This window comes from Sorangium sp. So ce145 (genome assembly GCF_051525985.1).
Taxonomy (GTDB): Bacteria; Myxococcota_A; Polyangia; order Polyangiales; family Polyangiaceae; genus Sorangium; species Sorangium cellulosum_B.
Genome location: NZ_CP150315.1, coordinates 8,584,243 through 8,600,966 on the forward strand (window position 1 = coordinate 8,584,243; position 16,724 = coordinate 8,600,966).

14 protein-coding genes are annotated in these 16,724 nt (G+C 72.3%); 5 read left to right on the forward strand and 9 right to left on the reverse strand.

The features are described from left to right. Positions 1-28: 28 nt before the first annotated feature. The 5 genes from WMF34_RS31725 to pilM all read right to left on the reverse strand — a co-directional run bounded on the left by WMF34_RS31725 (position 29) and on the right by pilM (position 5,432). Positions 29-2,353 carry a type IV pilus secretin PilQ gene (locus WMF34_RS31725; protein ID WP_012238805.1) on the reverse strand — a complete coding sequence of 775 codons (2,325 nt, stop codon included), beginning with the start codon at positions 2,351-2,353 and terminating at the stop codon, positions 29-31. 88 nt (positions 2,354-2,441) lie between these two features. Further along, positions 2,442-3,095, reverse strand: a complete 654-nt coding sequence (locus tag WMF34_RS31730) for a pilus assembly protein PilP (RefSeq protein ID WP_437990147.1) — start codon at positions 3,093-3,095, stop codon at positions 2,442-2,444. Next, positions 3,092-3,730 carry a type 4a pilus biogenesis protein PilO gene (locus WMF34_RS31735; protein ID WP_012238807.1) on the reverse strand — a complete coding sequence of 213 codons (639 nt, stop codon included), beginning with the start codon at positions 3,728-3,730 and terminating at the stop codon, positions 3,092-3,094. The genes WMF34_RS31730 and WMF34_RS31735 overlap by 4 nt, the downstream gene beginning before the upstream one ends. Beyond that, on the reverse strand, positions 3,730-4,374 hold the full coding sequence (locus WMF34_RS31740) for a PilN domain-containing protein (protein WP_437990148.1): 645 nt from the start codon (positions 4,372-4,374) through the stop codon (positions 3,730-3,732). Before WMF34_RS31740 ends, WMF34_RS31735 begins: the two co-directional genes overlap by 1 nt. Further along, positions 4,371-5,432, reverse strand: coding sequence for a type IV pilus assembly protein PilM (gene pilM, locus WMF34_RS31745; protein ID WP_012238809.1), 1,062 nt, complete (start codon positions 5,430-5,432; stop codon positions 4,371-4,373). The genes WMF34_RS31740 and pilM overlap by 4 nt, the downstream gene beginning before the upstream one ends. Positions 5,433-5,726: 294 nt before the next feature. Here pilM and WMF34_RS31750 point away from each other — a divergent pair, with 294 nt between their 5' ends. Together WMF34_RS31750 and WMF34_RS31755 are read left to right on the forward strand one after the other, a co-directional pair. After that, positions 5,727-6,881 (forward strand): DUF882 domain-containing protein, encoded by a 1,155-nt coding sequence (locus tag WMF34_RS31750; protein ID WP_437990149.1) that lies wholly within the window; start codon positions 5,727-5,729, stop codon positions 6,879-6,881. Between the two features lie 380 nt (positions 6,882-7,261). Then, a complete protein-coding gene (locus tag WMF34_RS31755; RefSeq protein ID WP_437990150.1) occupies positions 7,262-7,999 on the forward strand; it encodes a sigma-70 family RNA polymerase sigma factor in 738 nt (245 codons plus the stop codon). Positions 8,000-8,012: 13 nt separating this feature from the next. Here the strand turns inward: WMF34_RS31755 and WMF34_RS31760 are convergent, their stop codons facing one another. Together WMF34_RS31760 and WMF34_RS31765 are read right to left on the reverse strand one after the other, a co-directional pair. Next, entirely contained in the window at positions 8,013-10,739 is a 2,727-nt protein-coding gene (locus tag WMF34_RS31760) for a hypothetical protein (protein ID WP_437990151.1), read from the reverse strand. Then, a complete protein-coding gene (locus WMF34_RS31765) occupies positions 10,736-12,118 on the reverse strand; it encodes a 3-keto-5-aminohexanoate cleavage protein (protein ID WP_012238813.1) in 1,383 nt (460 codons plus the stop codon). Before WMF34_RS31765 ends, WMF34_RS31760 begins: the two co-directional genes overlap by 4 nt. A gap of 58 nt (positions 12,119-12,176) precedes the next feature. Here WMF34_RS31765 and uppS point away from each other — a divergent pair, with 58 nt between their 5' ends. From uppS to WMF34_RS31780, 3 genes are all read left to right on the forward strand, one after another. Then, positions 12,177-13,037 (forward strand): polyprenyl diphosphate synthase, encoded by an 861-nt coding sequence (uppS, locus tag WMF34_RS31770; protein ID WP_437990152.1) that lies wholly within the window; start codon positions 12,177-12,179, stop codon positions 13,035-13,037. Positions 13,038-13,039: 2 nt separating this feature from the next. Beyond that, positions 13,040-13,861: a phosphatidate cytidylyltransferase gene (locus WMF34_RS31775; protein ID WP_437990153.1), complete on the forward strand. Its 822-nt coding sequence runs from the start codon at positions 13,040-13,042 to the stop codon at positions 13,859-13,861. Positions 13,862-14,107: 246 nt separating this feature from the next. Next, positions 14,108-15,433, forward strand: coding sequence for a Glu/Leu/Phe/Val family dehydrogenase (locus WMF34_RS31780; RefSeq protein WP_012238816.1), 1,326 nt, complete (start codon positions 14,108-14,110; stop codon positions 15,431-15,433). A gap of 8 nt (positions 15,434-15,441) precedes the next feature. Here WMF34_RS31780 and WMF34_RS31785 read toward each other — a convergent pair whose 3' ends face one another. Next, on the reverse strand, positions 15,442-16,131 hold the full coding sequence (locus tag WMF34_RS31785; RefSeq protein ID WP_437990154.1) for a sigma-70 family RNA polymerase sigma factor: 690 nt from the start codon (positions 16,129-16,131) through the stop codon (positions 15,442-15,444). Next, the gene (locus tag WMF34_RS31790) at positions 16,128-16,430 is read right to left on the reverse strand and encodes a hypothetical protein (RefSeq protein ID WP_437990155.1); all 303 of its coding nucleotides are present in this window, start codon (positions 16,428-16,430) and stop codon (positions 16,128-16,130) included. Before WMF34_RS31790 ends, WMF34_RS31785 begins: the two co-directional genes overlap by 4 nt. Between the last annotated feature and the right edge of the window lie 294 nt (positions 16,431-16,724).

Consider the following 16,724-nt stretch of genomic DNA (forward strand, 5'->3'; position numbering starts at 1 on the left):
GCGCGGCGAGGCGCGCCGCGCCCGGGGGCTACCGGCCGAGCGCCTCGGCGCGGTTCACGATGCGCGGCGTGAGGAAGATGACGAGCTCGTTCCGCGTGTCGCTCGCGCGGCGCCGCTGGAAGAGGAGGCCGAGGACCGGGATGTCCCCGAAGAACGGCACCTGATCGAGGTTCCGGCCGGTGTTGCGGGTGAAGATCCCGCCGATCACCGCCGTGTGCCCGTCCATGATCAGGAGGTCGGTCTCCGCCTCGCGCTTCAGGATGGTCGGGTCGCCGCGGGCCGACGTCTGGTTGAAGTCGGGCTCGTCGCGGTTGATCTTCACGTGCATCGCGACGCTGCCGTCCGACGTGACGTGCGGCTTGACGAGCAGCTGGAGCTTGGCCTCCTGGAAGGTCGTCTGCACGCCCTGGGCGCTGATCTGCGAGAACGGGATCAGCGTCCCCTGGCTGATCCGCGCCTCCCGGTTGTCGAGCGTGAGGATGCGCGGGCTCGAGACGACCCGCAGCATGCCGCTCGCCTCGGCCGCGGAGAGCCGGACGCCGAGGTTGACGGTGTTGTTGATCGAGCCGAGCGTGAAGCCGAGCGCGCCGCCCTGCCCGGCGCCGACGATGGCCGGCAGGTTCACCGCGAAGTTCGGGTTCGAGACCTGGCTCGAGAACGGCGAGAGGCCGCCGGTCGGGCTGTTCGAGTCGGTCGCGCCGCCGGCGATGCCGATCGCCGAGGGGAAGACGAGCCCCGTCGGGTTGCCGGTCGCCGCGCTGAACGTCCCGTCGCCGCCCCACTGGATGCCGATGTCGCGCACGTAGCGGCTCGTCGCCTCCACCACGCGCGCCTCGATCAGCACCTGCGGCGTCTGCGTGTCGAGCGAGCGGACCAGCTCCTCGATCTGGTTCAGGTTCCCCGCGACGTCGCGCGCGATGAGCACGTTGGTCCGCTCGTCGACCGCCAGCGAGCCGCGCGGCGAGAGCATGTCCTTCGAGCGATCCTGGAGGTCCTTCGCGTCCGCGTAGTTGATCGGGATGAGCCGCGTCTCGAGCGGCGCGAGCTGGAGCTCGCTCTTGCGCCGCGCGATCGCGAGCTCCCGCTCCTTGTTGAGATCGGCGATCGGGGCGACGCGGATCATGTTGCCCTGCCGGACCACGCCGAGGCCCTTGGCCTGGAGCACCGTCTCGAGCGCCTGGTCCCACGGGACGTTGCGCATCCGGATGGTGACCGTCCCGCTCACGTTGTCGGCGGTCACGATGTTGACCCGCCCCACGTCGGAGATCAGCCGGAGGACGTTGTGGATGTCGGCGTCCTTCAGGTCGAGGTCGATGCGCCGCCCCGTGAACCGCCGCTGCTGCCCGGCGATCGCGGGCATGAAGGCGCCGGCCTGGTCGGGCTCGACGAGCGACTCCTCGCTGCTCGCCGCGCCCTCGAACGAGGTCTCCACCTTCGGCGCCCCGTCGTCGAGGAGCGCCTCGCGCGCCACCGTGCGGGTCCGCCTCGCGGCGCCGCCGTCCGCGGCGATCCCCGAGAGCGCCGTGGGCAGCGCGCCCTTCGCGACGCTCAGCACGAGCGCGTTGCCCTCGCGCGCGACCACGCCCGAGGCGCCCTCGACCTGCTCGACCTCGACGACGACCCTGGAGCCGTCGCTGTTGCGCCGGAACGTCGAGATGGCCCGCACCGGGCCGCCGAACGCGCCGACGTCGAGCTTGCGCTGGAGGGCGTCGGGGAGCCGGACGCCGCTGAGCTCGATGACGCGGCGCCCCCCCTTGCCGGTCGACTCGCGGTAGCTCGGGATCGACGAGAGCTCGATGACGACCCGATCGAGCGTCGCCTGGTGCTCGAAGCGCACGTCGGTGATCGCCGCCGGCTCGCGCTCCGGCGCCGCCGCCGCGGGGCCGGCCGGGGCCCGCGCCGCCATGGGCGCCGTCGCGTCGGCGGCGGCGAGCTCGATCACGAGCGCGCCCTGCTCGGCGCGGATCCGGTAGGCAGCCGGGCGCGCGAGCTGCACGAGCACCCGCGTCGTCCGCTGGGTCGCCTTGCCGAACCCCTGCGTCATCACCCCGGCCACGATCGCGTTGCCGCTCGTGATCGCGCCGGAAGCCCCGCCTGCCTCGGCGCCCTCGAGGTCGATGAGGAGCCGCTTGCCGCCGTCCGCGACCCGCGCCGAGAAGCGCGGCTCGCCGGTCGTCGCGACCACGATCTCGGCCTTGCCCTCGTCCGGTGCCGTGAGCCTGACGTCGCTGACCTTGATCGGGGCGGCGGCGTCTGCGTCTCCCGCAGGAGCGCCGAGGATCAACATCACCCCGAGTGCCGCAGCACGGCGAAGCGCGCCCCGCCTCGGGCGATAGTCTCGATTGCTCTTCATTGCACTCCCGCTTCGCGGTGACGCGAGATCTGCGTCACGCTGCCGGGAGGCTACTTCGGGTGCCCGGCGCGGGCCCAATTCGTGGCGGTCACGGGCCGCCGAGGGCCGCCTCGCTCTCCTCGCCGAGCGGCCTCAGCGCGATCACGCGCGTGGTCGGCGGGATCTCCGGGTGCGACGGGTCCTCGCGGATGAAGACGACGTCCGAGTCGCGGATCCGATCGATGCGCCAGTTGACGGCCACGTCGACGCCCGTGGGGCCGCCCGCGTGCACGATCTCGGCCTTGCCGACGAAATCGCCCACCTTCACCACCCACCCGAGCCCCGTGGGATCGGTGAGCAGCGCGCGGGCGGGCGCGCGCGAGACGACGCCGACCAGCCTGAGCTCGTCGAGCGCAAAGCGATCCACGAGGACCTGGCGCTGGATCGTCACCCGACCCCGGGCCTGCGTCGCGAACAGCGACTCGAAGCTCCGGAACGGGTCGCGGCTCCGGTCGCTCTCGGAGAAGTCGGCCTCCTGGAACTCCCGGAGCGGCAGCGGCGGCAGCTCTGGCGCGCCGGCGTCCGCGGCCGCGGACCCGGCGCCGGCCGCGGACGCGCGCGGCGGCGAGGCGGAGGCCTGCGCCCCGGGCGGGCGTGGCCGGGTGGAGGAGGTCACCGGCGCTTCCTCCTCGCACCCCGCGAGCGCGAGGGCCGCGGCGGTGGTCGCCCCGAGGGCGAGCAGCATCATCCGGCCGGCCTTCACCGGACACCTCCGCCGCTGCGGCGCTTCACGCCGCTCGTCGCGGTCTCCCCGGCGCGCACGGCGCGGAACGCGGTCGCGAGGCACTCCACCTTGACCTCCACGTCGGTCCCCACGACCTTCGGATCCTTGATCTGGACCTCCTCGAGGTTGATGATGCGATCGAGCTGCCCAACGCCGTGGAAGAACTTCGCCACCTGGTGGAACTTGCCGGAGAGCGTGAGCTGCATCGGCACCTTGGAGAAGAACTCCTGCGGGATCTCCTCGGTGGGGCTCCATGACGTCAGGTTGACGCCGGAGACGGTCGCGACGCCCTGGATGGCGGAGAGGAAGGCCGGCGTCTCGGACTCGTCCGGGAGGATCTTCTTCTGCTCGCGGCTCATCTGCTCGCGGCGGGTCTTCTCGTCGAGGTCCTTCTGGTAGGCGGCCTTGGACGCCTGCGCCTTCGTGAGCTCCGCCTGGAGCACGCCCTGCTTCTGCACGGCGCCCTCGATCTGCGAGTCGACGTCGGCGTAGAAGCCGACGAAGTACAGGATGCCGACGAGCGCCGCGAAGAGCGCGCCGACGCCGAGCTTGGCGAGCGGCGGCAGCCGGTCGAGCGCCGAGCCGGCCTGCGCGGGCATGGGCTTCGTGGCCATCAGTACCTCACCTTCAGCTGCAGCGCGAACGAGACGAGCTCGAGCCGCGACGCCTTCTCGTTCTCCTTCTTCCCCGGGAGCAGCTGCACGTCGTAGAAGTACGAGGACAGCTTCAGCCGCTGGGCGAGCTCGTAGACGTCGGTGCCGTCGCGCGCGAGCCCCTCGACGCGCACGATCCGCTCGGACTCGACGTAGCTCGTGAGCCACAGCCGGCGGCTGTCCCAGGACGGGTTGTAGACGGCGAGCGGGTTCTCCTTGCGGAGCTGCGCGAGCTTGTCCGGATCGGCGGTCGGCCCCTTGCCGTTCGTGAGCAGCTGCGCGAGCTCGAGGAGCACCGCGGTCGGCCCGCTGCGCGCGGCCTGGAGCTTCGCGATCGCGTCCTCGCGCGCGCGCAGCACCTCGAGCGCCTTCTTGATCTCCTCGTGGTTCGCCACGAGCGTGCGGATGTCCTGGATCTGGCTCTGCAGCAGCGAGTTCTTCCGGTTCTGCTCGTCGAGCTCCTCGACCTTCGTCTGGTGGAAGAGGAAGAGGGCGACGATCTCGAGGATCACGACGCCGAGCGTGACGAGCAGCCACCGCTGGCTCGCCTGGGGCGCGGCCCCGCGCGTGCCGCGCCGCTGCGGGAGAAGGTTGACGCGAATCACGAGCGCTTCTCCCGGTCCTTGCGCATCGCCAGCCCGAGCGAGACGCAGAACTGCGCCGCCCGGAGCCGGAGCAGCTCCTGGTTGACTTCCTTCGCTTCCACGGTGATGCGCTCCATCGGCTGGATCAGCTCGACGGCCACCCGGGCGCGCCGCCCGATCGCGGCGGGCAGCGCCGGCAGGTTGGACGAGCCGCCGGTCAGGTAGATGCGGTGCATGTCGCCCTCACCGCTCGTGGCCAGGAAGAAGTCGAGCGAGCGCTGGATCTCCCCGGCGATCGAGTCGCACACCTGCTCGATGGTCTCGATGACCTGCGCGGGCACGCCGCCCGGCCCCGAGGTCACGCTGGCGCACTTGAACTCCTCGGCCTGCTCGAAGCTGATGCCGAGCTTCCGCTGGATCTGCTCGGTGATGTAGTTGCCGCCGTTGCCGATGTCGCGGGTGAACGCGCTCGCGCCGCGCGACACGATGTTGATCGACGCGAGGCTCGCGCCGACGTTGATGATGGCGAACGTCTGGTCCGGCGGGATGCCGCGGTTCACCTCGAACAGGTTCTGGACGGTGAACGCGTCGATGTCGACCACCATGGGCTTGAGCTTCGCCGTCCTGGCGATCTGGGTGTAGTCGTTGATCTCGTCGCGCTTCGCGGCGACGAGCAGGAGGTCCATCTGCCCGGCCTCGGGGCGCCGGCGCAGCACCTCGTAGTCGACGTGGACGTCCTTGATGTCGAAGGGGATGTGCTGCTCGGCCTCCCACTGGATCTGCTCGTCCAGCTCGGCGGCGGTCATGAGCGGCACCGTGATCTTGCGGATGATGACCGCCTGGCCGCTGATGCTGAGCGCGATCTCGCGCTGGCGGATCTTGGCCTCGGAGAAGGCCCGGCCGAGCGCCTCGACGATGGCCTGCGCGTTCATGACGTGGCCGTCGACGATGGCCTGCGGCGCGAGCGGCGCGTAACCGAGCCGCACGAGGCCATAGCCCCTGCGGCCTTCCTTGATCTGAGCGATCTTGATCGCGCTCGATCCGATATCGACCCCGATCAAGTTCTTGCCTTCCGACATCCCGTCCGTCCTGCTCCGCGCCCGCCGTGGTGAAGCAAGGGAAGCCCGGGCTGCGTTGCCCGGCTCCCGGGCGCCCGATCCCCTGCGATCGCCTCTGGTCGCTTCTGGCGAAGCTTCGCACCACCGACGATCGCTGGGCAAAAAACCGCTTTACGCTCGCCTCCCGCCCGCCTATCGAAGTTCGATATGCGGCGCGGCGCCGCCGGCTCGGGCCGGCGAGCGCGCGCCAGCCCAGGGTAGCACCGTCCGGGGCTCGGTCGTCGGGCACGGATGACGTCAGGTCAGAGTCCCCTCATGCATCCGGAGTTCTCCCGTTTCTGCGGCCTCGGCCCCCGCGCCGGGGCCGAGATGGAGCCCACCTCTTCGTCATCGCGGCCATCGCGGCTGCGATGTGCGCTCGCCGCCCTCGCGGCGGCCTTTCTCCTGAGCGCCGCGCCCGGCACGGCGGTCGCCGAGGACGGCCAGCACACGGTCTACGCGGGCCAGACGCTCGGCAAGATCGCGAAGCGGTACCGCATCACGGTCGACGCGCTCCGCGAGGCGAACGGGCTCAAGCGCGGCCAGCGGATCCATCCGGGCCTCGTCCTCGTGATCCCGGAGCGGGGTGAGCCCGCCGCGCGGGCCAAGGGCCGGGCCGCCGCGCTGCGCGACGAGCGGGAGCGGAGCCGCGGCGCCAGCGCGAAGGAGCGCGACGCCGGGGCCCGTCCCCCGGGGAAGGGGTCGACGAAGAGGGACGGGGCGATGCCGCCCAACAAGCGCTATGCGCAGCGACCCAAGCGCCCCGGGTGGGTCCGCCTGGTGCGAGGCGCCGAGCGGCTGGACGTCCAGCTGCTCACGCCGAAGGGGCGGCTCGTGCCCAAGGCCCTCCCCAAGCTCAGCCGGCTGATGCGCGCGTCCCCCACCGCCTCGATTCCCATCGATCCGCGGCTCGCCACGCTGATTGGCATGGTGAGCGACCACTTCGGCGGCAGGCCCCTCCGCGTCGTCAGCGGTTATCGCCCCTACTCACCCACCCAGTACACCCCGCACTCCAACCACAACCACGGTCGCGCCGTCGATTTCATGGTCGAGGGCGTGCCCAACACCGTGGTCCGCGATTTCTGCCGAGGTTTCCGCAACGCAGGTGTCGGATATTATCCCAACTCTACGTTCGTTCACCTGGACGTCAGATCAGATAAAGTGTACTGGGTGGATTACTCGGGGCCTGGAGAGCCGCCGCGCTACGCGGGAGCGAAGGGTTCTGTCGCGGCCGATGAAGCGGCGCGCGATGTCCCCGTGTCCGCAGAAGAAGAGGTCTATGGGTCAGGCGAGCCCCGTGCCACTCAGTCGCAACCCATGAATACTACAGGGACAAACTCGGATACGGCGCGCAGCGGCAGCGAGAAGGAGAAGGTCCTGGGGTCAGTTTCACCCACCCCTGCTCCTGAAACCTCGCCCGCGAAGAGGTGAGCTGTCCCGGCCGCTGGCTATAATCCACACACTGAACATCCGCACCAGACACAATTGCACGGCTCTGCCTTGCACGCTGCGAGAGTTGTGGCACCAATCCACCTCACGTGCAGCAATCGACCCGACTGCAGCGGGAGGGGCTCGCTCCTTCCATGTCGCTCCCCGCGTGCTGTGACGGGGGCGGGTTCGTCCAGCCGGTCGCCTTTGGCGCGACGTGTCCGGTCGTTCCGTGTGAGCACGCGCTGATCGAGGCGCCTTCTGCGCTCGGCCTCGATGGAGCGCCGAGCGTCGCGGTGCAGGATCCGGGGTCGTCGCTCTCGCGCGAGCTTTGGGAGTCCGCGGAGGCCGCGTCAAGGTGCGCGCACGAAATTTGGGAATCCGTGGAGGTCACATCGGCCTGCACCTACGAGGGTCCGTGGCGGCTGTTGGAGCCGAACAGCGAGCCGGACATCGCGCAGGACGGCGGCCCGTGTAGCCCGCCGCGCTGTACCGAGGCGGCCTGCGCGGGCGGGCCGCGCGACAGCGAGCCGACGTGCGCGCCGCTCCGCCCGGAGGTGCTGCGGGGGTACTTCCCGCTCGTCCGCAAGCTGGTGCGGCAGGTGTCGCGCCACCTGCCGCCCAACGTGCAGCGCGACGACCTGCTCAGCGCAGGGATGCTCGGGCTCGTCGACTCGCTCCGCAAGAACGGCGGGAGCGATGGCGAGACGTTCGCCGGCTACGCGAAGCTCCGGATCCGCGGCGCGATCGTCGATGAGCTCCGCGCGCAGGACTGGCTCTCGCGGCGAGCGCGCGAGGCGGTCGAGGCGGAAGCCGCCAGCAGGGCCGGCGGCGCGACGGTCTTCGTGAGCCTGAGCGAGGTGACCCCGACCGAGGAGTCGGCGCACATGTCCGGCGAAGACGACCCGATCGAGGCGATCTCGGCGCAGGCGACCCGGCGGGCGCTGTCCTTCGCGATCGCGCGGCTCCCGGAGCGGGAGCGGCGCGTGATCGGCATGTACTACTTCGAAGGGGCGAAGCTGAAGGACATCGGCGCAGAGCTCGGGATCGGCGAGCCGCGCGTCTCGCAGCTGCACACGCGCGCGCTCGGCATGCTGCGAGGCATGCTGTCCCACGCCTGACCGCCGCCCGCGCTCAGGGGGCGAGCCGGCGCGCCCGGCCGGGCATCGCGACGCCGACCGCGAAGAGCGCGGTCTCCTCGTAGGTCTGCTGGAGGGCGGGGTCCCCGGAGGCCCGGTGCACGAACGCGTTGCGGTGCGCGCCGCGATCGAGCGCGACAACGCGGGCGCAGCCGAGGTCGAGCAGCGCCTCGGTCGTCGCCTCGTCGCTGTCGAAGGTGGTCGTGGCCACGAGCAGCGTGCCGTCGTCGAGCACGCAGGCAGCGCTGCGCCGGCGCATGGTCCCGATCTCGCGCGCCTCCGGCCGCAGCCTGCCGTCGTCGGCGGTGAGCGGCAGCTCGGTCGCGTCCGCGCCCGGCGCGAGCGGAGCGCCGCCCGCCGGGCGGATCTCGACGCGGCCCTCCCGGACCAGCAGCAAGCCCCCCTCGCCGCGGAAGCGAAGGCCGACGGTGCCGCCCACGGCGAGCCCGCGCGGGCCCCGCCGCCGGCCGGTGCCGACGCCGATCGCCGCGAGGACCTGCCGCCGCTCGTCGGCCGGCACCTCGGCGTCGAGCTTCGGCGCGCTCCGCGGCGAGATCTCGCGCGAGCCGGCGCGGAGCCGGAACAGGAACCGGTCCGGAGCGAAGGCGTGGACGCGGACCTGCGCGCCGAGGTGCACGGTGTTGGCGGCGTACACGGCCGGGCTCCACGCCGGGGGCGGCTGCGCGCCGCCGTCCGCGGCCCACCCCACGCTCTCGCCCGGCAGCGACAGGTCCGGCGCCGGGGGAGCGTCCGTCCAGCGCGACTCGAAGAAGAGAAAGGGGCGCGGCGACACGGCCGCCGCGTGCTCCGGCGGCGCGATCGACATCGCGGGCGAGAGGCGCTCGGCGGTCAAGACGCCGTCCTGCTGGGGGCTCAGGAAGGCGACGCCGAGGGGGTCCGGCGCCCTGCCCAGCGAGACGCCGGCGAGGCACCCGGCGCGCTCGAGCGCCGCCCGGAGCGCGGCCGCGTCGAGGGCGCTGCCCCACGCGTGGACCACGAAGCCGCGATCGGTCATGCAGAGCGCCGCGCGCTCGACGACGAGGTCGTCGCCGTCGCCGGGCGAGAGCGTCGCGCTGGCCGGGGCGCGCTCCGCGGGAGGGGCGGCGAGGAGGGCGAGCGGGGCCGCGGCGCTCCCCGCCTCGAAGAGCGAAGGGCCCTGCCAGAGCGCCCAGGGGAAGCGCGTGGATCCCTCCGCGCGGGGCGCGCCGGGGCTCGCCGCCGGGCGCTGCCAGAGGGCCCAGGGGACGCGCTCGACGTCCCCGCCGGACGGCCACGCGCCGAAGTACGGCCGGCCCGAGAGGTCGACCCCGAGCGTCGCCGCGCCGTCGCGCGGGGGCACGAGCGCGCGGCCGCCGACGACCATGCCGAGCGCCTCCGTCCCCGCGTGGGGCGCGCCCGGCTCGGGCGTGGAGGCGCCGAGGCCGATGGCGCCGCGGAGCGTCGACGCGTGGGGGAGCTGCCCCGTGCCGCGCGGGCCGACGGTCGGCCTGGGGGCCTCGTAGCCCGCCTGCAAGGTGAACCGGATGTGCCGCGTGTCGATCGCGAGCAGGTGGACGCGCAGCTCTGGCCGCCGCGGGTCGGGCCGGAGGGTCGTCGCGGCGAACGGGCTGGAGGGGCGCTGCGGATCCTCCTCGACGCCGGGGAGCGCGCGCGGGAGCGAGGGAGCCACCAGCACCCAGGCGCCCTCCCCCGGGAGCGGGGGATCGACCGCCGGCGCGACCGGCGGCGGCGGCCAGAGCGAAGGCCACCCCTCCGGCGCGGGCTCGGCAGACGCGGGGCCGCGGGTCACGTACGCGGCGGCCGGCGCGGCGCGCAGCTTCGCCGCCGCGCGCTCCGCGGCGAGCGCGAGCCGCTCGACCGCGGCCGCCGCCGTCGGACCGAGCAGGCGCTCGGCGGACGGCCCGGCGAGCTCGCCGAGCGAGGGCACGCGGCGCGGGAGGTGGTGCGCGCGGGCGACGAACGGATCACGCCCGCCCGTGTCGACCTCGCCGGTGCCGGCGTTGAGCGCCGCCGGGACCGCCTCCGGCCCGAGCGCCATCACCAGGCCCTCGTCCACGAGGTCGAGCCGCGCGGACGCGGGCGGGTTGTCGAACGAGATCTCGGTGCGCGACGCGCCGTCCACGCTCCCGGTCTCGAGCCAGCCGTCGATCGCCGCGCGGAGCCGCTCGCCGGCGGGCCGCGCTCCCGCGCGCCCATCGCCGCCCAGATCGAGCTGCGTGATCCCCTGCACGACGCCGAAGGCGGTGGTGGTCACCGCGACGCGGCTGCCGCGGGCGACGAGGCCGCGATCGTCGCCGAGGGGCGTCCCGGTCAGGTTGCGCACGCCGTCCAGGCTCACCGGCCGGCCGGAGCGGGTGAGCCGCACGCGCGCCCGGTACAGGTCGGCGGCGCCGCGCCCGTCAGGCGCGCGCTCCGCGTCGGGCCCGCGCTCCGCGGCGCCCGGACCCGGGACGCGCGGGACGTGCGGGACGCCAAGGAACAGCACCCGGCGGCCCAGGAGCGCGTCGGAGAAGAACCCGCCGCGCTCCTCCCAGACGAAGTCGTCCGGGTTGACGGCGCCGTCGATCGCCTCCCCGAGCATCCCGGCGATGGCGTCCGCGGTCCGCGCAGGCGGGGGCGGGGTCGAGAGCCGCGCGACGGCCCCGAGGAGAGCGACGCCGAGCGCGATCGGGAGCCGACCGCGCAGGTGATCGATCCACGGCGAGAGCGGTCGGTCCGTCATCCCTGCGCGCGCGCGCTCCCTCCGGAGGCCGCGCCGGCCTGGGCCGCCGCGGCGCGCGGGCGGATCCCGAGGAGCTGGCGCGCGCGGTCCGGCTCGACCACCTCGCGGCCGACGCTCCGCGCGAAGGCGGCGGCGCGCGCGACGAGCGGCGCGCTCCCCTCGGCGAGCACGCCCTTGTCCAGGTAGATGTTGTCCTCCAGCCCGACCCGCGCGTGCCCGCCGAGCTGCATGGCGAGCTCGGTCATCGGGCGCTGGTGGCGGCCGACGGCGGCGACGCCCCAGGTGGCGCCTTGCGGGATCTGGGTGATCATGAACCGGAGCACGTCTTCGCGCGCCGCGATGCCGCCGGGCACCCCCAGGACGAACTGGAAGTGGAGCGGCTCCGCGAGGAGCCCCTCGGCGACAAGGCTGAGCGCTTCATGGATATGGCCGACCTCATAGCACTCGAGCTCGGCGACGCTCCCCCCGGCGCGGATCCGGGCCGCCATGTCCCGGATGAGGGGCCGGGTGTTGTCGAAGATCCCGTCGCCGAAGTTGATCGTGCCGCAGTTCAGGGTGGCCATCTCGGGGCTGCAGAGCAGCGGCTGGGCGCGCTCGTCGACGCCCATCCCGACGGCCCCCCCGGTCGACGTCTGGACGATGACGTCCGTCTTCTCGTTGATCGCGGCGATCGCCTCGGCGAACAGCGCCCGCGACTGGCTCGGCGATCCGTCCGGGTTCCTGACGTGCAGGTGGACCACCGAGGCGCCCGCGTCGCGGCAGCGGGCGGCCTCCTCGGCGAGCTCGCGCGCCGTGATGGGGAGGTGCGGCGTCTGCGCCCGGGTCGTCTCCGCGCCGACGATCGCGGCCGTCAGGATGAGGGCGCTCTGCGGCGGCGTGACAAGGATCCGGGGGGGCGGCGTGATGATCGGCCGCGGCTCCGGGAGCTGCGCGTGGTCCGGGGGCGGCGCCGACAGCGCCGGCAGGACGAGGCGCGGCCGACGCTGGAGCTCCTTCGGGACGACGCAGGTGCCGAGCGCCCGGCAGACGATGAGCGGCTCGGCCAGCGCGTCGGCCGCCGAGGGCGCCACCCCGGCTTCGCGGACGCTGGCGACGACCTTGCGCGCCTCGAACGCCATCGTGCGCGACGTGGCGCCGACCTTGGTGACCACCCCGGTCGCCTCGATGAAGTCGCCTGCTCGGACCGGGGCGAGGAACTCGACCGCCTCGTACGCGCGGAAGAGCCCCTCGTCGCCGTCGAGACGGATCAGGAGCTCGGTGGCGACGTCGCCGAAGAGCGCGAGAATACGCGCTCCATCGCACAGCTCGCCCGCGTAATGTGCGTCGTGCGCGCCCATCCTGACGCGCAGCGTGACCGTGAGACCAACCCCTGTGCTCATGGGCGTGAAGACTCAACAGTCGACAGTCGGTAGTCAACAGAGGAAACTGCCCCCGCCGATGAACCTCGTAGAAGCCAGAAATCTCCCGCGCCACGTCGGAATCATCATGGATGGCAACGGTCGCTGGGCGGAGCTGCGCGGCGAGCCGCGCGAGGCCGGGCACAAGGCCGGCAGCGCCGCCGTGCGGCGGATCGTGCGCGTCTGCCGGAGGCTCGGCGTCGAGGCGCTGACGCTGTACGCGTTCAGCGAGCAGAACTGGGCGCGGCCTCGGAACGAGGTCGACGCGCTGATGGGGCTGCTGCGCGAGTACCTGATGAGCGAGCGCTGCGAGATCCTCGAGAACGACATCCGCCTGGTCGCGATCGGCGACATCAGCCGGCTCCCCGAGGGCGTGCGCGACGTGCTCGACCCGCTCCGGAAGGCGTCCGCGACGAACCGCCAGATGACGCTCGCGCTGGCGCTGTCCTACGGCGCGCGCGAGGAGATCGCCGCCGCGGCGCGCGAGCTCGCGATGGAGGCGGTCGCGGGCAGGCTCGATCCGGAGTCGATCGACGGGGCGCTGCTCGCCGCGCGGCTGCCGAGCCTGAGCGTCGGCGAGCCGGATCTCATCATCCGCACCGGCGGCGAGCAGCGGCTCTCCAACTTCCTGCTCTACGGGGCCGCGTACGCCGAGCTGTCGTTCACCGAGCGGCTGTGGCCCGACTTCACCGAGGACGACCTGTTCGCCGCCATCGCGGCCTACCAGCGGCGCGACGGCGCGCCGCCGCCCGCGCGCGACGCGGAGGGCGGCGCCGGGGGGGAGCCGGCCAGCGCGCGGGGCGCGCTCGACGCGGAGCGGCCGTGGCGCGCGCGCGAGATCGCCGCGCCCGCCTCGCAGGCCTCGCACGGGTCCCACGACGGCTCACGGACGGGGGTCTGAGATTGGCTGCTTCCAACCTCACGATGCGGGTCCTCACCGCGCTCGTGGCCGCTCCCCTGCTCCTCTCGCTCCTCTACCTCGGCCCGAGCTGGGGCTGGGCGGCGCTCGTCGCGGTCGCCTCCGCCATCGGCGCGCTCGAGCTCTTCGCGATGACGCACGCGGACGACCGCGTCGCGCGGGCCATCGGCGTCGCGCTCACCCTCGCCGTCCTCGGCGTGATCTGGCGGTTCAGCGGCTCGCCGGGCGCGCTCCTCGCGCTGATCTTCCTGCTCCCGTTCGTCGCGATGCTCGTCACGCTGGTGCGCCTCGGCGAGATGCGCACCGCGGCGCTGCGCGTGCTGGCGATGACCTTCGGCCCGCTCTACGTGGGCGGCGGGCTCGGCGCGCTGGCGCTCCTCCGCCGCGACGGGGGCGCCGACGGCCCCTCGTTCGTCGTGCTGGCGATGCTGCTCTCCTGGTTCTCCGACACCGGCGCCTATTTCGCAGGCCGCTTCCTCGGCCGGCGCAAGCTCTACGAGGCCGTGAGCCCGAAGAAGACCGTCGAGGGCGCGCTCGGCGGCCTGCTCTTCGCCGTGATCGGCGCGCTCCTTGCTCACTTCTGGTTCCTCCGGTCGCTGCCGCTCGTGGACGCGCTCGCGCTCGCGATCGTCGCGGGCGGCCTCGGTCAGGCGGGAGACCTCGGGGAGTCCCTGTTCAAGCGCTCCTTCGGGATCAAGGACTCTGGCGGGATCGTGCCCGGCCACGGCGGCATCCTCGACCGCGTCGATGCCCTGCTCGTGACCGGGACCATCACGTATCTGTATGTCCTGTGGTCGAGGCCCTGAACGGCGTCGCGCGCGGCGCGCCGTGCGCCGCCCCGACACCGCGCATCCATCGATGCGCGACACCCACATCGCACGCACGCGCCGCAGCCTCGCCCCCGACGCGGCTCTCCTGCCGTCAACGCGGCGCCTCCTCGCACACTGGCAGCCTGACGCATCGCCCCGCCCGTCCGGAACCGTGATGACGCATCGCATGGTTGCGCCCGACGTTGAACGGAAGCGCCCGGCGCACTAGAAAGTTACATAGCCATGGAAGAACAACTCAGTACCAAGAACACGACTCCGCCTGTGAGCGTCCCTGCTGTTCCGAGCCACAGGCACAAATACGAGTTCTTCAAAGTCGTCCAGGGTTATCTCGACGAGGCGGCCCGGCTGATCGAGGTACCGGGCTACATCACCACGATCCTGAGCCAGCCGAAGAACGAGATCATCGTCAATTTCCCTGTACGGATGGATGACGGCAGCATCCGGCTCTTCAAGGGTTACAGGATCCAGCACAACAACCTCCTCGGGCCGTTCAAGGGGGGCATTCGATATCACGAGACGGTATCGCTCGACGACCTCAAGGCGCTGGCCGCGATGATGACGTGGAAGTGCGCGCTCATGAACCTGCCGCTCGGCGGCGGAAAGGGAGGAATCAAGTTCAACCCGAACGAGGTGTCGCGCGCCGAGCTCCAGCGGATCACCCGCCGCTTCTTCCATGCGCTCGGCGGAAACATCGGCCCGGAGACGGACATCCCGGCTCCCGACATGGGCACCGACGCGAAGACCATGGCCTGGGCCATGGACACATACATGAACACCGTCGGCCAGCTCTTCAAGCAGGCGGTGAAGGGCGTCGTGACGGGCAAGCCGGTGGCGTCGGGCGGCACGTACGGTCGCGAGAAGGCGACGGGCCAGGGCGTCGTCCACTGCATCACCGAGTGGGCCGAGGACAACGACGTGAACCTCGGCGGCGCGACGCTGCTGGTGCAGGGCTTCGGCAACGTCGGCTCGAACACGGCCGTGCTCCTGTCGAAGCTCGGCGCCTCGACCGTCGCGGTCGGCGATCACACCGGGTATCTCTACAATCCGGAAGGGTTCAATCCGCACAAGCTGCAGGATTACGTGAAGAAGAACCGCTCGATCGCGGGCTACCCTGCCGGCAAGCCAATCAGCCGCGAGGAGTTCTTCCGGCTCAAGGCGGACATCTTCATCCCGGCGGCCCTGGAGAACCAGGTCGGCGTGGAGGAGGCGGGCTGGCTGCAGGTCCGCCTCGTGGCAGAGGGCGCGAACGGGCCGTGCACGCCCGAGGGGGAGAAGATCCTCCTGGAGCGCGGGATCCATATCCTGCCCGACATCCTCGCCAACTCGGGCGGCGTCACGGTGAGCTACTACGAGTGGGTGCAGAACAAGCGCTCGGAGACATGGACGCTCGAGGAGGTCGACTCCCGCCTCGAGAAGGCCATGAAGCGGGCCTACCGCGAGGTGACCGAGATGGCGCGGCAGAAGAAGTGCACGCTGCGGCTCGCGGCGTATGCGGTGGCGCTGCAGCGGCTCGCGGCGGTGTATGGTGAGCGGGAGATCTTCCCCTGAACCGTACGCTACTCCCCTTCCGCCGGCGGGGCCTCGCAGATCCCTTGCTGGCGGAGGGCTCGTCCCAACCGTTCGCGGAGCCGCTCATCGAGCCTCTGGGCGAACTTCTCGTGGACGCTGAGCTCCTCGCCGACCTTCGCCCAGGAGAGGTCGCCTCCGTACCGCAGCGCGATCAGGCGCCGCTCGCGCTCGTCGGCGCGATCGAGCGCCTGGGCGAGCGCGTCCAGGGTCTCGGCGCGCACGAGCGCGTCGTGCGGCCCGGCGTCGAGGAGCTCGGGGCAGTCGCCCAGGAAACAGGCGAAGGCGAGCGCTCGGCAGGAGCCTGAGAGCCGCTCCAGCGTCGCGCCGTCGCTCTCGAACGGATCGCCCTCGAAGCGGAGCGCGTCAGCGACCTGGTCCCCGGCGTCGACCCCGGCACGCGAGGGCGACGCCTCGCGAGCGATCCAGTCCCTCACCGCGCCGACGACCCTCTTCCACGCGAAGTGGACGAGGGGCACACCGCGGGACGCATCGAACCCGGAGAACGCTTCGACGAGCGCCTGGCAGGCGATCTGCTCGCATTCCTCGATCACGTCGCGCGCGCGCACCCCGTAGGTGCGCGCGACGGTTCGCGCGATGCGGCGCACCTCCGGGAGAGCGCGTACGACGCGTGGATCGCGGCGCGGGTCCGGCGCGCGAGGGGGCCGAGATTCGCTCACCCGCGCTCTCCCCACGTGCCATCCGGCCACACCGGGGCACCGTCCTCGTGGTCTCCGTCGCTCTCCTTCGGCACGGCGGCGCTCGCGTCGAGGGCCGCTCGCCCGCGGAGCCGCTCGTACAGCGGGGCGGCCGAGGGGTGCGTCTTGATGAACACGGTGAGATAACGCCGGTAGCCCAGGAGCTGCTCCGGCGAGAGCGCCTTCGTGTAGGGAGCCAGGGCGTCTCGAAGGCACGCCTCGATCACCGGATCTTCGCCTTCGTCAGCCAGCGTGTCGTCCTGCGACGCGTCGTCTCTCATCGTGGCCCTCATGCGCGCCGTCCCGCGCGCTGCCTGGATGGCTACGGGGACCGGTGCCTGCCGTGTCCCTCCTTGAGATAAATCACTGGCTCGCGGCAGGTTCGGACAGAAAAAGTGGTCTCGGCGTGACGATTTCTCCGCGGGGCCGGGCGAGGCTCGCCCAGGGCGCTCCGCCCCGGCGCCCGAGCGGCACGTAAGCTCTGGAAAGGGTTGGACTTGTCTCGAGCCCGGGACGACGCGTGCATTTTTTCTGTCTGAACCGGGGTCGAGGAGGTGAATTTCCATGTAGGAGCC

Excerpts from the sequence above, each read along its gene's own strand:
- WMF34_RS31725 (WP_012238805.1), bottom strand. The coding sequence starts at position 2,353 with ATGAAGAGCAATCGAGACTATCGCCCGAGGCGGGGCGCGCTTCGCCGT.
- WMF34_RS31735 (WP_012238807.1), bottom strand. The coding sequence starts at position 3,730 with ATGGCCACGAAGCCCATGCCCGCGCAGGCCGGCTCGGCGCTCGACCGG.
- pilM (WP_012238809.1), bottom strand. The coding sequence starts at position 5,432 with ATGTCGGAAGGCAAGAACTTGATCGGGGTCGATATCGGATCGAGCGCG.
- WMF34_RS31750 (WP_437990149.1), top strand. The coding sequence starts at position 5,727 with ATGCATCCGGAGTTCTCCCGTTTCTGCGGCCTCGGCCCCCGCGCCGGG.
- WMF34_RS31760 (WP_437990151.1), bottom strand. The coding sequence starts at position 10,739 with ATGACGGACCGACCGCTCTCGCCGTGGATCGATCACCTGCGCGGTCGG.
- WMF34_RS31765 (WP_012238813.1), bottom strand. The coding sequence starts at position 12,118 with ATGAGCACAGGGGTTGGTCTCACGGTCACGCTGCGCGTCAGGATGGGC.
- uppS (WP_437990152.1), top strand. The coding sequence starts at position 12,177 with ATGAACCTCGTAGAAGCCAGAAATCTCCCGCGCCACGTCGGAATCATC.
- WMF34_RS31780 (WP_012238816.1), top strand. The coding sequence starts at position 14,108 with ATGGAAGAACAACTCAGTACCAAGAACACGACTCCGCCTGTGAGCGTC.
- WMF34_RS31790 (WP_437990155.1), bottom strand. The coding sequence starts at position 16,430 with ATGAGAGACGACGCGTCGCAGGACGACACGCTGGCTGACGAAGGCGAA.